Below are 15078 nucleotides of genomic sequence, written 5' to 3' on the forward strand. Positions count from 1 at the left end.
CGATTTTCATCCTGAGAGGCCGCAATCACGTGCGGCCTCCGTCATTTGTTCCCACGGATTCCGCGTTGACTTCGCTTTCCCCGCTGGCCGAGCCGTCGGCTGACTCCGACGCCGATGCCGGCGACGCTTCGGCTCCCGCCGCTTCGGTACCTGCCGATGCCCATCATGCCGAACTGGCGACGCTGTTCGCCGACGACGGCACGCTGGCCAAAGGTATCGATGGTTACCGGCCCCGCAGTGCGCAGCTGACGATGGCGCAGGCCGTCGCCAACGCCATCGAAGCCGCCGATTCGATCATCGTCGAGGCCGGTACGGGCACGGGCAAAACGTACGCCTACCTTGTTCCTGCGATGCTGTGGGGCGGCAAGGTGATCGTCTCCACCGGGACGAAGAACCTGCAGGATCAGCTTTTTCTCCGCGACATCCCCACGGTGCGCAAGGCGCTGAATGCACCGGTGTCGGTGGCGCTGCTCAAGGGGCGCGCCAACTACGTCTGTCATTACCACGTCGAGCGCACGTCGCAGAACGGGCGTCTCTCTTCGCGGCAAGACGCCGCATGGCTGCGCCAGATCAACCTGTTTCTGAAGACGACGAAAACGGGCGACAAGGCGGAACTTGCCAGCGTCCCCGAGAACGCGCCGGTGTGGAATTTGGTTACGTCCACGCGCGATAACTGCCTCGGTTCGGACTGCGCGTACTACAAAGACTGCTTCGTGATGCGCGCCCGCAAGGAGGCGCAGCAGGCCGACGTGGTCGTGGTGAACCATCACCTGTTCTTCGCGGACGTGATGTTGAAGGACACCGGCATGGCGGAGTTGCTGCCCGCCGCCAACACGATCATCTTCGACGAAGCGCACCAGCTGCCGGAAACCGCCACGTTGTTCTTTGGCGAGACCATCTCGACGAACCAGATTCTCGAACTCGCGCGCGACAGCGTGGCAGAAGGCCTTTCGCACGCACGGGATGCGGTGGACTGGGTCGCGATTGCCGCGCCGCTGGAGCGTGCCGCGCGTGATTTGCGCCTCGTTTTCCGCCAGGACGGCTCCCGTCTGTCGATCAAGCAAATCGACAACGATGCGGCCCTTGCCACGCCGTTCTACGAGGTCCTGCCGAAGCTGGAACAGGCGCTTTCCGACTTTACCGGCGCGCTGGAAGCCCAGGCCGAACGCGCCGAGACCATCGAGCAATGCCATCGCCGGGCGGTGGCGCTGTGCGAGAAGCTTGAAGCGTGGGCCAATCCCAAACCGCCCAAGGCGCCAAAGAAGGAAGGGGATGACGCGGGCGCGGACAGCGAGAGTGCGGCTCCCATTGACGAGCGTGTGCGCTGGGTCGAGGTATTCGCCAATTCCGTGCAGTTGCACCTGACGCCGTTGTCGATTGCGCCGATCTTTTCGCGCCAGCGTGCCGGCCAGCCGCGCGCGTGGGTCTTCACCTCGGCCACGCTTTCGGTACGCGGCAACTTCACGCATTACGCCGCGCAACTGGGCCTGGATCGTGATCGCTCGATGACGCTCGACAGCCCGTTCGACTACGCATCACAAGGCTTGCTGTATGTGCCGCGTGATCTGCCCCAGCCGAGCGATCCGCGTTTTACCGATGCGGTGCTCGACGCCACCTTGCCGCTGATTGAAGCGGCGGGCGGCAAGACGTTCCTGCTGTGCACGACGCTGCGCGCCGTGAATCGCGCCGCCGAGCGGTTGGCCGATGAATTCGCCCAACGCGGTTGGGATTTCCCGCTGCTCGTGCAGGGACAGGCCAGCCGTACGGAATTGCTGGACCGCTTCCGGGCGCTGGGCAACGCCGTGCTGATCGGCAGCCAGAGTTTCTGGGAGGGCGTGGATGTACGCGGCGAAGCGCTCTCGCTGGTCGTGATCGACAAATTGCCGTTTGCCCCGCCTGATGATCCGGTGCTGAGCGCCCGCATGGAGGCGCTTGAAAAGAAGGGGCTGAGCCCGTTTGCCGTGCACCAATTGCCGCATGCAGTCATCACGCTCAAGCAGGGCGCAGGGCGGTTGATTCGCTCGGAGACCGATCGCGGCGTGCTGATGATCTGCGACCCGCGGCTCGTTGAGAAGAACTACGGTCGCCAGATTTGGCAGAGCCTGCCGCCGTTCAAGCGTACGCGCGAGGCCGAGACGGCTGCCGATTTTCTGCGTTCGCTGCGGCCAGATTCGGAAGAGGCGGCTGCCGGCGGGTCTGAAGACTGATCTGCGTGCACAAACAAAAAGCCCGGCCAATCGACCGGGCTTTTTGCTGTGCTGTTCAAGCCTTGCTTACCACCATTGGTACCAGGGCTTGTCTTTCTTGCGCTGGCCGTAGGCGAGGAAATCGCTCTTCGGGTAGTTCTGCTTGATGATGCGTTCGGTGTCGTCGCGCATGTCTTTCATGCCCAGCGCTTCATACGACTTCATCATGATGTACAGCGCTTCTTCCACTGCCGGGGCGCGGTCGTAATCCTTGATGGCGTCTTGCGCGCGGTTGACGGCAGCCAGGTAGGCGCCGCGGCGATAGTAGTAGCGCGCGGCACCCACTTCATGCTCGGCCATCGCGTTGACGATGTACTGCATGCGCTGGGTGGCGTCCGGCGTGTACTTGCTGTTGGGGAAACGCGTGATCAGCGTCTTGAACGCATCGTAGGCTGCGCGTGCCGCCTTCGGGTCCCGCTCGCTCAAGTCCTGGTTCGAGAAGCGGCCGAGCCAGCCCAGGTTGTCGTTGAAGTTGATCAGGCCCTTGAGGTAATAGGCGTAATCGACGCTGGGGTGATTCGGGTGCAATTGGATGAAGCGATCCACCGCGGCCAATGCGGCAGCCGTCTCGCCATCCTTGTAGTTGGCGTAGGCGGTTTCGATCTGGGCTTGTTGAGCGTACTGGCCGAACGGATAGCGGCTTTCGAGCTTTTCGTAGTACTTGACCGCCTTGGCGTAGTCGCCGCCGTCGAGCGAGTCCTTCGCTTCCGAATATAATTTGTTGGCTGACCAGCCAGCCGTTTCGTCTTGCTGTTCCGGCAGGATGCCGCAGGCCGAGATAGCCAGGCATGCAACGCCTGCCACCAACACTGCTCCGATTTGCGCGCGGATTCGATTGCCGACTCGACTAACAATACGCGCCTGCTTTACGCTCGTGACCGACATGGGCACCTTTTCTGAATGAAAAATCGCATCAAGCATTATAGCCCAAGCCCTGTGTCAGACGACGCACTGGCTGACGTTTCCCTCACTGCGCCGGAGACGGAAGACGCCCTCGACGATGAGGCGCTCGATTTGCCTGCCGCCGGTGCGGCTCCGGCTGCCGAACCGATCATCGTGGAGATCCCCGAAGCCATGCATGGCGAACGCCTGGACAAGGCGCTTGCCAAGCTGCTGCCCGACTATTCGCGCAGCCGCCTCCAGCAATGGATTGATGCCGGCGCGGTGCGCCTGCGCGGTGAGGCGGTGCGCCCGCGTGCGGCCATCTCCGGCGGTGACCGCATCGAAGTCGTGCCGCAACGCGCGGCCGACGAAAACGCCTTCGTCGCCGAGCCCATCGACCTGGATGTGGTGTACGAAGACGACACGCTGCTCGTCATCAACAAGCCTGCCGGGCTGGTGGTGCATCCCGCCGCGGGCAACTGGAGCGGCACGGTGCTCAACGGCCTGCTGCACCGCTATCCCGACGCCGTGGAGTTGCCGCGTGCCGGCATCGTCCACCGCCTCGATAAAGACACTTCCGGCCTGATGGTGGTCGCCCGTACGCTGCCTGCGCAAACCGACCTCGTGCGCCAATTGCAGGCACGTACCGTCAAGCGGACTTATCTCGCGCTGGTGTGGGGCGAAACGCCCGAAGAAGCCACGATCGATGCTCCGATCGGCCGGGACCCGCGCGACCGCACGCGCATGGCCATCATCGAGACGGCCAGCGGCAAGCCGGCGCGGACGCATTTCAAGACGCTGGACGTGGTCGACCTCGGGCGCGCCCAGGTGTCGCTAGTGCGCTGCCAGCTCGAGACCGGCCGGACACACCAGATCCGTGTGCACTTTGAATCGGAGGGGCATCCGTTGCTGGGCGATCCGGTCTATACGCGCAACTTCCGGCGTGGCCAGCCGCAGACGATCAAGGCGCCGCTGCCGGTGCCTTTTGCGCGGCAGGCGCTGCACGCGGTGCGCCTGGGATTGGTGCATCCGGCCACGGGCAAATCCGTGCATTGGGAAGCCAGCGTGCCCGACGACTTCGCCGATCTGCTGGAAGCCCTCGACATGGATCCCGATGCCGACATCAACTGATTGGATCGTCCCCGACTGGCCCGCGCATCCGCATGTCAAGGCGCTTGCCACGACGCGCCTGGGTGGCGTCAGCACCGGGCCTTACGGATTGGCTGGCGGCCTGCCCGGTGGCCTGAACCTCGGCCAGCACGTGGGTGACGCCCCCGACGCCGTCGATCAGAACCGCCGAATCCTTCGTGCGGCGCTACCCGCCGAGCCGACGTGGATGGAGCAGGTGCATGGCACCGGCGTGGCCGATCTTGATCAACTCGTCGGAGCGTCAGCGCCGGTGGTTGCAGACGCGGCGGTGGCGTCCTCGCGGGATCGCGTCTGCGTGGTCATGACGGCCGATTGCCTCCCGGTCTTGCTGAGCGACGCCCGAGGCGTCACCGTGGGTGCGGCGCATGCGGGTTGGCGCGGTCTATGCGGCGGGGTGATCGAACGCACGCTGGAAGCCATGATGCAGCGGTTGCGCGCCAGCGGCCAGGAAGCCGATCCGACGTGGCTTGCGTGGCTCGGGCCAGCCATCGGGCCATCGTGTTTTGAAGTGGGTGCGGAAGTGCGTCAGGCATTTATCGACGCTGCGCAACCCGACGAATTGCCCGCCACCGAGGCGGCGTTCGTGGAAGCCGCCTCCACCGGCAAGTTCTTCGCCGATCTGTATGCGCTGGCCCGACTGCGGCTGGCACGCGCGGGCTGTACAGACGTGTACGGCGGTGGCCTGTGCACGATGACGGACGCTGAACGCTTCTATTCGTACCGCCGCGAGCGCACCACGGGCCGCATGGCCACGTTGATCTGGCGCGCGGCGTGAGCGTTTAGGCGGTGCCGTCGCCTGTGTCGTTGCTCAGTGTGGGGTTGGTGTCTGCGTTGTGCTGGGCGGCTTCCCGGGCTTTCCGGCGCCGCCTGCGTGCCGGGGTGCCGACAATCCACAGGAAGAGTGATAGCGGCGCAACGCCGTAGAAGACAAATGTGCCGATGCCGGCAATCCAAGATTGCTCAGTCAACGACATCATCAGCACGACGTAGAGCCAGGCGATGGCGACGATATACATGGGAATAAAGCGGTGCCCGGCGTAGGCGCAATGGGGCAGTCTCGCACGAAATTGCGCAAATTGGACCATAGCCCTGGCGCCGCGCTTAGCCATTGGCTGGGCGCCGTTTTCGTTGGATGCCGCAAAACCCGCGCGGGGCCGCCGTTTCCAGGCGATCCTCAGGTAACTCCGATTGACAGCCTTGAAACGGCAAGGCAACAATGCCCCGCAATACTACGAGTTGCGCCGCCGTTCCAACCGGAGCGACGCATATCGTCGGATCGAGGGCACTATGGCATCGCGTCAATCGACATCATCCAAAGCATCTAGCGCCCACACCCAAGCTCCCTGGCAGGGCTTGTCGGACCCTACGCAGTGGGCCGAGCAGTTCAAGCAATGGCAAGCCTTTGCGGGTGGCTTCGCGCAACCCGGCACGGCGGCGCCGGGCCTTGGTCAATTCAACGGCGCGGCGACGGGCGATGGCACGGCGCCTTTCGCGCTGATTCCGCCCGACCGGCTGGCCGAAATCCAGCAGAAATATCTTGAGGAATGGCTCCAGATCTGGCGCCACATGAGCACCGGCGAAAGCGCCGAGGCCGTGGCGCCGTCTGATCGTCGTTTCTCGAACGATGCCTGGCGCAAAAGCCCCCTCTATGGGTATGCCGCCGCGTTCTACGTGCTGAACGCCCGCACGTTGATGGAAATGGCCGACGCCGTGCAGGCCGATGCCAAGACCCGCGAGCGCGTGCGTTTTGCTGTGTCGCAATGGACGGCCGCCATGTCGCCGTCCAACTTCCTGGCGACCAACCCGGAAGCGCAAAAGCAGCTGATTGAATCGCGCGGCGAATCCCTGCGCACCGGCATCCTGAACATGCTGCAGGACATGGAGCGCGGCAAGATCTCGCAGACGGACGAGACGGCGTTCGAGATCGGGCGCAATGTCGCCAACAGCGAGGGCGCCGTCGTCTTCGAGAACGACTATTTCCAGCTCATCCAATACAAGCCGCTGACGGCCAAGGTGCATGCGCGCCCGCTGCTGCTGGTGCCGCCTTGCATCAATAAGTACTACATCCTCGATCTGCAGCCGGCCAATTCGCTCGTGCGCTACGCGGTAGAGCAGGGCAATACCGTGTTCCTGGTGTCGTGGCGTAATCCAGATGCGAGCATGGCGTCCCGCACGTGGGACGACTACATCGAAGGCGGCGCGATCGAGGCCATTCGTGTCGCGCGCGAGATCTCCGCGCAGGATCAGATCAACGTGCTCGGCTTTTGCGTGGGCGGAACGATCCTCTCGACGGCGTTGGCCGTGCTGGCGGAGCGCGGCCAGCATCCGGCGGCAAGCCTGACGCTGCTGACCACGCTGCTCGACTTTACGGACACCGGCATTCTCGACGTCTTCGTCGATCAGGCCCAGGTGGAAATGCGTGAGCAGACCATCGGCCCGAATGCGCCGACCGGCCCGGGCCTGCTGCGTGGCGTGGAACTGGCAAACACGTTTTCGTTCCTGCGCCCGAACGATCTCGTCTGGAACTACGTTGTCGAGAACTATCTGAAGGGCAAGACGCCCGCGCCGTTCGATCTGCTGTACTGGAATGGCGATTCGACCAATCTGCCGGGCCCGTGGTACTGCTGGTACCTGCGCCATACGTATCTCCAGAACGACCTCAAGACGCCGGGCAAGCTGAAGGTGAACGGCACGCCGGTGGATCTCGGCAAGATCGATGCGCCGGTCTACATCTACGGTTCGCGTGAAGACCACATCGTCCCGTGGAAGTCGGCCTATGGTTCGGTGCCGCTGCTCAAGGGCAAGCGGCGCTTCGTGTTGGGCGCCTCCGGCCATATCGCAGGCGTGATCAACCCGCCTGCGGCCAACAAGCGTTCGCACTGGATCAATGCCAAGCTGCCCGAGTCCGCCGATGCGTGGTTCGAGGGCGCCAAGGAGCATCCGGGCAGCTGGTGGCCGGATTGGTCAACTTGGCTCGCATCCCACGCCGGTGCGCAGAAAGCTGCACCCAAGGGCTACGGCAATGCGGACTACCCGGCCATCGAGCCGGCACCCGGCCGCTACGTCAAACAGAAAGCGTAAGATCGCGCGCATGAACCCCCGTTACCGTCGCGGCTTCGGCCGCCGACGGTGTCCAACGACCCTCTCTTTCGACAGTGGAAGGTAAGCAAATGACCGATGTTGTGATCGTATCGGCGGTACGCACCGCCGTGGGCAAGTTTGGTGGCTCGTTGGCGAAGATCGCTGCGCCTGAGCTTGGCGCGGCCGTTATCCGCGAAGCACTGGCGCGCGCCAAGGTGGCGCCGGACCAGGTGAGCGAAGTCATCATGGGCCAGGTGCTGACGGCAGGCTCGGGTCAGAACCCGGCGCGCCAGGCCGTCATCAAGGCTGGGCTGCCGAACATGGTGCCGGGCTTGACCATCAACAAGGTGTGCGGCTCCGGCCTGAAGGCCGTGATGCTGGCCGCCAACGCCATCATCGCGGGCGATGCCGAGATCGTCGTGGCTGGCGGCCAGGAAAACATGTCCGCCGCGCCGCACGTCCTGCCGGGCTCGCGCGACGGTTTCCGTATGGGCGATGCCAAGCTGATCGATTCGATGATTGTGGATGGGCTGTGGGACGTCTACAACCAGTACCACATGGGCATCACGGCGGAAAACGTCGCCAAGGAATACGGCATCACGCGCGAAGCGCAGGACGAGTTTGCCGTTGCGTCGCAGAACAAGGCCGAAGCTGCGCAGAAGTCGGGCCGCTTCAACGATGAAATCGTTCCGATCCTGATCCCGCAGCGCAAGGGCGATCCGATTGCCTTCGCGCAGGACGAGTTCGTCCGCCATGGCGCCACGCTCGAATCGATGGCTGGCCTGAAGCCCGCTTTCGACAAGGCCGGCACCGTGACGGCGGCCAACGCCTCGGGCCTGAATGATGGTGCCGCCGCTGTCGTCGTGATGTCCGCCGCCAAGGCCAAGGAACTGGGCCTGACGCCGCTGGCCACGATCCGCGCTTATGCCAGCGCTGGCCTGGACCCGAAGGTCATGGGCATGGGGCCGGTGCCGGCGTCCAAGCGCTGCCTGTCGCGCGCCGGCTGGTCGGTGGGCGACCTGGACCTGATGGAGATCAACGAAGCGTTTGCGGCCCAGGCACTGGCGGTGCATCAGCAGATGGGCTGGGATACGTCGAAGATCAACGTCAACGGCGGGGCGATTGCGATCGGTCACCCGATCGGCGCGTCGGGCTGCCGCATCCTGGTCACGCTGCTGCACGAAATGCAGAAGCGCGATGCGAAGAAGGGCCTGGCTTCGCTGTGCATCGGCGGCGGCATGGGCGTGGCGCTGGCCGTTGAGCGTCCGTGAGTTTTTTGCAGTGAGATTGGCGTGAGGCGGAACGAATGCCGCACACGCCAATCGGAGACACCTGAGCATCTGCTGCCCGGCAAGAGGCCGGGCGGTTCTAACAACAAGGACTAGGAGTGGACATGACCAAACGCATCGCATACGTCACCGGTGGCATGGGCGGTATCGGAACGGCGATTTGCCAGCGCTTGGCGCGCGACGGCTTCACCGTTGTCGCAGGCTGCGGCCCGAACTCGCCGCGCAAGGCGAAATGGCTGGAACAACAGAAGGCGCTCGGTTTCGATTTCGTGCCGTCCGAAGGCAACGTCGGCGATTGGGAGTCGACCAAGGCCGCGTTCGACAAGGTCAAGGCCGAAGTGGGCGAGGTCGATGTTCTGATCAACAACGCCGGTATCACGCGCGACGTGGTGTTCCGCAAGATGACCCGCGCCGACTGGGATGCGGTGATCGATACCAACCTGACGTCGCTGTTCAACGTGACGAAGCAGGTCATCGACGGCATGGCCGATCGCGGCTGGGGCCGAATCATCAACATCTCGTCGGTGAACGGCCAGAAGGGGCAGTTTGGCCAGACCAACTACTCGACCGCCAAGGCTGGTTTGCATGGCTTCACGATGGCGCTGGCGCAGGAAGTCGCGACCAAGGGCGTGACGGTCAACACGGTGTCGCCGGGCTATATCGCGACCGACATGGTGAAAGCGATTCGTCAGGATGTGCTCGACAAGATCATCGGCACGATCCCGGTCAAGCGCCTGGGCGAACCGACCGAGATCGCCTCGATCTGCGCATGGCTTGCATCCGAGGAATCCGGCTTCTCCACCGGCGCGGACTTCTCCCTCAACGGCGGCCTGCACATGGGCTGACGCTCCACGCCCATGCTGCGGCAATGCTGCAGCATGGGCGCAGCATTTATTCCCCTGAGTCGCTTGCATGCTGCGATGCTCGATTGCATTGCAGCAGGCATCTCGCGTCCGCTCCGGTCGGCTGTTGGAGTGCGTGACCCGCATCAAAATGCTGCGGGTTTTTACCGGGGGAGGTCGCCTTTTCTTTGCAGGGCGATCCGCATAGAATCCAACCACGGAGGCGCTCCGCAGGGAGACACGGGGCGTCCGATCATAACCGGATGCATCTGCGCTGCTCTTGAATCCAGCAGTCGCGCGCAGATCGGAACAGCCGGGCAACCGCGTATTTTGCTGCATCGCTCGGTGCAGTCATTTCGCACTGCATCGACTGCACCGCAGCAGCATCGCCAACACGGAAAGGCACGATGGCCACCAGCAAGAAGGGCACCGAACGGCTGATCAAGAAATATCCCAACCGCCGACTCTACGATACCCAGACCAGCACGTACATCACGCTGGCAGACGTCAAGCAGCTCGTCATGGAAACCGAAGAATTTCGCGTCGTCGATGCGAAATCCGGTGAAGACCTGACCCGCAGCATCCTGCTGCAGATCATCCTGGAAGAGGAAACCGGCGGCGTGCCGATGTTCTCGGGTGCGATGCTCGCGCAGATCATCCGTTTCTACGGCAACGCCATGCAGGGCATGATGGGCACGTATCTGGAGAAGAACATCCAGGCGTTTGTCGACATCCAGAGCAAGCTGGCCGAGAACTCGAAGGATCTGTACAGCGGCAACACCTTCAACCCCGACATGTGGTCGCAGTTCATGAACATGCAGGGGCCGATGATGCAAGGCATGATGAGCAACTACATCGAGCAGAGCAAAAACCTGTTCGTGCAGATGCAGGAGCAGATGCAGAGCCAGGCCAAGAACATGTTCGGGACGTTCCCGTTCAACCAGCCGCCCGAGAAGAAGTAAGTTCGGCGTGCTGGGAAAACAAGGCGAATCGCTTGGCGGTTCGCCTTTTTTGTTGGGCGCACGCCGGAGAGGGCGGCAAGGTAAAATACCGGTCCTTCAGGTGAGGTGTACGCCTCTCCGACGATCACGATCCCGCCCCGGTTTCCCCATGTTCGATGTCCGTCCCCGGCCTGCGTGCCGGCTGTCTTCCGTTTCGCCATGAGTCGGCTTTTGCTTGCCCCGATGGAGGGCGTTGCCGATTACGTCATGCGAGACGTGCTGACGCAAGCGGGCGGCTACGACGGATGCGTCTCGGAGTTCGTCCGCGTGACTGGCTCGCTGCTTCCGGCGCGCACGTATGAACGTGAGACGCCTGAGATTCGCAACGGCGGCTATACGGCCAGCGGCACGCCGATGACCATCCAGCTCCTCGGCAGCGATCCGGAATGGCTGGCCCGCAATGCGGCATACGCGGCAACCCTCACGCCGCATGGCATCGACCTCAACTTCGGCTGCCCGGCGAAAGTCGTGAACCGTCACGGCGGCGGCGCCATGCTGCTCGCCACGCCGGAAGTGCTGTACGACATCGTCCATGCCGTGCGGGCCGCGGTGCCGGCCAATATCTCGGTGACGGCCAAGATGCGGCTGGGCGTTTCCGATACGTCCCGCGCGATTGACTGTGCGACGGCGCTGGCGGAAGGCGGTGCGGAATCGCTCGTCGTGCATGCCCGCACGCGTGACCACGGCTACCGTCCGCCCGCCCATTGGGACTGGATCGCACGCATTGCCGACGCCGTGAGCATTCCCGTCACCGCCAACGGCGAAGTCTGGACCGTGGCCGACTGGGAGCGCTGCCGCGCCGTCAGCGGCTGTAGTGACGTGATGATCGGCCGTGGCGCCGTGTCCGACCCGTTCCTGGCCCAGCGCATTCGCGGGCAGATGGACGAGGCACCGTCCGCGGCGGAATGGCCGATCGTGCTCGGCTATCTCGCCGATTACCTGAAGAAACTGCATGCGCGCATCTCGGCCAAGCACGAACATGGCCGCGTCAAACTGTGGCTGAGCTATCTGAAGCGGACGTGGCCGCAGGCCGCAGAGCTGCACGATGCCATTCGCAGGCTCCAGGACGCGCTGGAAATCGAGCGCGTGATTGAACAGATGCAGCTTCGGCTTGGCCGCCCAGGCGCGGCGAACGGTTAAAATACGCAACCGCGCGGCACACCCCACGTGCGCAGCGCAAATCCTCTCCCACATCAGGTTGTTCCCATGTCCGACGTCAGTACCCAGAGCCCCAAGGTGGGGTTCGTCAGTCTCGGTTGTCCCAAGGCCTTGGTCGATTCCGAGCAGATCATCACCCAACTACGCGCGGAGGGGTATGAGATTTCCGGCACGTACGGCGGGGCGGACCTGGTGGTTGTCAACACCTGCGGCTTCATCGACGAGGCTGTGCAGGAAAGCTTGGATGCGATTGGCGAGGCGCTAGCCGAGAACGGCAAGGTGATCGTGACCGGTTGCCTGGGCGCCAAGAAGGACGCCGCGGGCCAGGACATCATCACCAGCGTGCACCCGAAGGTGCTGGCCGTGACCGGGCCCCATGCGCTGGGCGAGGTGATGGAAGCGGTGCACACGCACCTGCCCAAGCCGCATGACCCGTTCATCGATCTGGTACCGCCGCAGGGCATCAAGCTCACGCCCAAGCACTACGCGTATCTGAAAATTTCGGAAGGCTGCAACCACCGCTGCAGCTTCTGCATCATCCCGTCGATGCGCGGTGACCTTGTCTCGCGCCCGGTGGCCGAAGTGATGCTGGAAGCGGAAAACCTGCTGAAGGCCGGCGTCAAGGAGCTGCTCGTCATCTCGCAGGACACCAGCGCCTACGGTGTCGACGTCAAATTCCGCATGGGCTTCTGGAACGGCCGCCCGCTGAAGACGCGCATGACCGAACTGGTCGGCGCGCTCGGCGAGTTGGCGTCGCAGTACGGCGCGTGGGTGCGCCTGCATTACGTCTACCCGTACCCGAGCGTGGATGAGGTGATGCCGCTGATGGCCGAGGGTAAGGTCTTACCGTATCTGGACGTGCCGCTGCAGCATGCCCACCCCGACGTGCTCAAGCGCATGAAGCGCCCAGCCAACGCCGAGAAGACGCTGGATCGCATCCGCGCCTGGCGCGAGGTGTGCCCGGAGCTGACCATCCGCAGCACATTCATCGCCGGCTTCCCCGGTGAAACGGAAGAAGAATTCCAAACGCTGCTCGACTTCATCGCCGAAGCCGAGCTGGACCGCGTGGGCTGCTTCGCCTATTCGCCGGTCGAGGGCGCCACCGCCAACGACCTGCCGGGCGCATTGCCCGACGAGGTGCGCGAGGAGCGCCGCGCGCGCTTCATGGAAGTCGCCGAGCGCGTGTCCGCCCGCCGTTTGCAGCGCAAGGTCGGCAAGTCGCTGCGCGTGCTGGTGGACGAGGTGAATCAGGACGGTGGCATTGGCCGTTCGTCAGCGGATGCCCCGGAGATTGACGGCCTGGTCTATATCGCGCCGCCGTCGAAGCCTTACAAGCGCTACAAGGCGGGCGATTTCGTGTCGGTCAAGATTACCGGCGCGGACGGCCACGACCTGTGGGGCGAGGTCTGACCCACTTAGGTAGTCGTACCTAAATTTTGCGAACGGTCGTGCGTTTATACTGGCCGCCATCCAATTTCGATGGCTCAGGAGACAGCAATGGCACGTGAAGTGGTGGTGGTCAGCGGCGTTCGTACCGCAATCGGGACGTTTGGCGGCAGCCTGAAGGATGTGGCGCCGTGCGAACTGGGCGCCCTCGTCGTGCGCGAGGCGCTGGCCCGCGCAGGCGTGAAGGGCGAGGAGGTCGGCCACGTGGTGTTTGGCCACGTGATCAACACCGAGCCGCGCGACATGTATCTCTCGCGCGTGGCCGCCGTGAACGGTGGTGTGTCGGCCGAAACGCCTGCATTCAACGTCAACCGCCTGTGCGGCTCGGGCCTGCAGGCCGTGGTGAGCGCCGCGCAAACCGTGCTGTTGGGCGACGCCGATGTCGCCATCGCCGGTGGCGCAGAGAGCATGAGCCGTGCGCCGTACCTGGCACCTGCCGCCCGCTGGGGTTCGCGCATGGGCGACGCCAAGATGGTCGACATGATGCTTGGCGCGTTGCACGACCCGTTCCACACGATCCACATGGGCGTCACCGCAGAAAACGTCGCCCGCGAATTCGGCATCAGCCGCGAGCAGCAAGACCAGACCGCGCTGGAATCGCATCAGCGCGCATCGCGCGCCATCCAGGCCGGCTACTTCAAGGATCAGATCGTTCCGGTGACGATCAAGTCGCGCAAGGGCGATATCCAGTTCGATACCGATGAGCATGTCCGCCACGATGCAACCATCGAGGACATGACCAAGCTCAAGCCGGTTTTTACAAAAGAAAACGGTACGGTCACGGCAGGCAACGCTTCAGGCCTCAACGATGCAGGCGCAGCGCTGGTGCTGATGGAACGTTCGGTGGCCGAAAAGCGCGGCCTCAAGCCGCTGGCCCGGCTGGTGTCGTACGGCCATGCGGGCGTGGATCCGAAGATCATGGGCATCGGCCCGGTGCCGGCGACGCGCAAGGCGCTGGAGCGCGCAGGCTTGTCGGTCAACGATCTGGATGTGATCGAAGCCAACGAGGCGTTTGCCGCCCAGGCCTGCGCCGTGACGAAGGAACTCGGTCTGGACCCGGCCAAGGTCAACCCGAACGGCTCGGGCATCTCGCTCGGCCACCCGATCGGCGCAACGGGTGCGCTTATCACGGTCAAGGCGCTGCACGAGCTGCAGCGCATCGGCGGTCGCTACGCGCTGGTGACCATGTGTATTGGTGGAGGACAGGGCATTGCGGCGGTGTTTGAACGCATCTGAACGCATTTTCTCGATTGAACGTCTGATTCGGCCAACCGGCGCGCTGTTTGCGCTGGTGCTGGCCGCAGGCGTGGCGCCGGTGTCTGCGCAGACGCCGGCTGCCGACAACGGCTACGACGTGTCGACCGGCAGCACGAACGTGCAGCCCGGCGACCTGGGCCTGAACCGCGCCATTGCCGATGGCGACAAGCGTCGCGCTCAGGCCAGGAAGGGCGACAACGGATTCTCGGCGCAGACCCCGCCGCTCCGTGTGCTGCAACCCCAGCCCGACTACGCAAAATATCCCGTCTATACCGGCGTGATCGGCGACGTGCCGATCCGCATGCGTCTTGGCCGCAAGGCCGGTGAAATTGACAGCGTCCACGGCGAATACGTCCCGGGCAATGCGGCGGGCGTGCGCCTGGTGACCGGCGAATATGAAAATGGCGGCTTTCTCATGGAAGAGTCCGATGACGGTACGCACGTCACCGGCACGTGGGAGGGCGCCATCGACGGTCACGGCGTCGTGCGCGGCACGTGGACGGACGTCGCCCACGACGGCCATACGCTGCCGTTTGTGCTGCGGCCTGTCGCGGTGGTGGTGATTCCGCCGTACGATGCCGCAGCCAACAGCAATGCGGCGACGCCAGCCACGCCAATGACGCCGCTGGTTCCGGCCGGGCCGGGTCAGATCGCGCCACCCCGCGGCAATCCGACACGATCAAGCGCGCATTGGTAAGCCGCCCCAAATCGCTCATACGCCATCAAA

Annotated in this window: 13 protein-coding genes; 11 read left to right on the top strand and 2 right to left on the bottom strand. The window is 63.9% G+C overall.

What is annotated here, in order from left to right:
* Positions 1 to 65 precede the first annotated feature (65 nt).
* On the top strand, positions 66 to 2207 hold the full coding sequence (locus R2676_RS20970; protein ID WP_206273718.1) for an ATP-dependent DNA helicase: 2142 nt from the start codon (positions 66 to 68) through the stop codon (positions 2205 to 2207).
* Between the two features lie 66 nt (positions 2208 to 2273).
* On the opposite strand, the gene R2676_RS20975 is transcribed toward R2676_RS20970, so the two are convergent.
* Entirely contained in the window at positions 2274 to 3131 is an 858-nt protein-coding gene (locus tag R2676_RS20975) for an outer membrane protein assembly factor BamD (RefSeq protein WP_027681296.1), read from the bottom strand.
* Between the two features lie 15 nt (positions 3132 to 3146).
* Here R2676_RS20975 and R2676_RS20980 point away from each other — a divergent pair, with 15 nt between their 5' ends.
* The gene (locus R2676_RS20980) at positions 3147 to 4259 is read left to right on the top strand and encodes an RluA family pseudouridine synthase (protein ID WP_206273717.1); all 1113 of its coding nucleotides are present in this window, start codon (positions 3147 to 3149) and stop codon (positions 4257 to 4259) included.
* Positions 4243 to 5052: a peptidoglycan editing factor PgeF gene (gene pgeF / locus R2676_RS20985; RefSeq protein WP_206273716.1), complete on the top strand. Its 810-nt coding sequence runs from the start codon at positions 4243 to 4245 to the stop codon at positions 5050 to 5052. Before R2676_RS20980 ends, pgeF begins: the two co-directional genes overlap by 17 nt.
* 4 nt (positions 5053 to 5056) lie before the next feature.
* Here the strand turns inward: pgeF and R2676_RS20990 are convergent, their stop codons facing one another.
* Positions 5057 to 5293 carry a hypothetical protein gene (locus tag R2676_RS20990; protein WP_206273803.1) on the bottom strand — a complete coding sequence of 79 codons (237 nt, stop codon included), beginning with the start codon at positions 5291 to 5293 and terminating at the stop codon, positions 5057 to 5059.
* Positions 5294 to 5564: 271 nt separating this feature from the next.
* Between R2676_RS20990 and phaC the strand changes: the two genes are divergently transcribed.
* The 8 genes from phaC to R2676_RS21030 all read left to right on the top strand — a co-directional run bounded on the left by phaC (position 5565) and on the right by R2676_RS21030 (position 15048).
* Positions 5565 to 7358, top strand: a complete 1794-nt coding sequence (gene phaC / locus R2676_RS20995) for a class I poly(R)-hydroxyalkanoic acid synthase (RefSeq protein ID WP_206273715.1) — start codon at positions 5565 to 5567, stop codon at positions 7356 to 7358.
* 89 nt (positions 7359 to 7447) lie between these two features.
* Complete coding sequence (locus R2676_RS21000) at positions 7448 to 8629, top strand: acetyl-CoA C-acetyltransferase (RefSeq protein ID WP_009240760.1); 1182 nt, start codon at positions 7448 to 7450, stop codon at positions 8627 to 8629.
* 122 nt (positions 8630 to 8751) lie between these two features.
* The gene (locus R2676_RS21005) at positions 8752 to 9492 is read left to right on the top strand and encodes a 3-ketoacyl-ACP reductase (protein ID WP_004627097.1); all 741 of its coding nucleotides are present in this window, start codon (positions 8752 to 8754) and stop codon (positions 9490 to 9492) included.
* Positions 9493 to 9896: 404 nt separating this feature from the next.
* Positions 9897 to 10451: a polyhydroxyalkanoate synthesis repressor PhaR gene (phaR, locus tag R2676_RS21010; protein WP_004627096.1), complete on the top strand. Its 555-nt coding sequence runs from the start codon at positions 9897 to 9899 to the stop codon at positions 10449 to 10451.
* 198 nt (positions 10452 to 10649) lie between these two features.
* Positions 10650 to 11630, top strand: a complete 981-nt coding sequence (locus R2676_RS21015; RefSeq protein WP_065856360.1) for a tRNA dihydrouridine synthase — start codon at positions 10650 to 10652, stop codon at positions 11628 to 11630.
* A 66-nt stretch (positions 11631 to 11696) separates the two neighbouring features.
* Positions 11697 to 13058 (top strand): 30S ribosomal protein S12 methylthiotransferase RimO, encoded by a 1362-nt coding sequence (gene rimO, locus R2676_RS21020; protein WP_009240757.1) that lies wholly within the window; start codon positions 11697 to 11699, stop codon positions 13056 to 13058.
* A gap of 87 nt (positions 13059 to 13145) precedes the next feature.
* Entirely contained in the window at positions 13146 to 14330 is a 1185-nt protein-coding gene (gene bktB, locus R2676_RS21025; protein ID WP_102067321.1) for a beta-ketothiolase BktB, read from the top strand.
* Positions 14305 to 15048 carry a hypothetical protein gene (locus R2676_RS21030; RefSeq protein ID WP_206273713.1) on the top strand — a complete coding sequence of 248 codons (744 nt, stop codon included), beginning with the start codon at positions 14305 to 14307 and terminating at the stop codon, positions 15046 to 15048. Before bktB ends, R2676_RS21030 begins: the two co-directional genes overlap by 26 nt.
* Positions 15049 to 15078: the final 30 nt, after the last annotated feature.

It is taken from the genome of Ralstonia flatus, assembly GCF_958439105.1.
GTDB classification, from domain to species: Bacteria; Pseudomonadota; Gammaproteobacteria; order Burkholderiales; family Burkholderiaceae; genus Ralstonia; species Ralstonia flatus.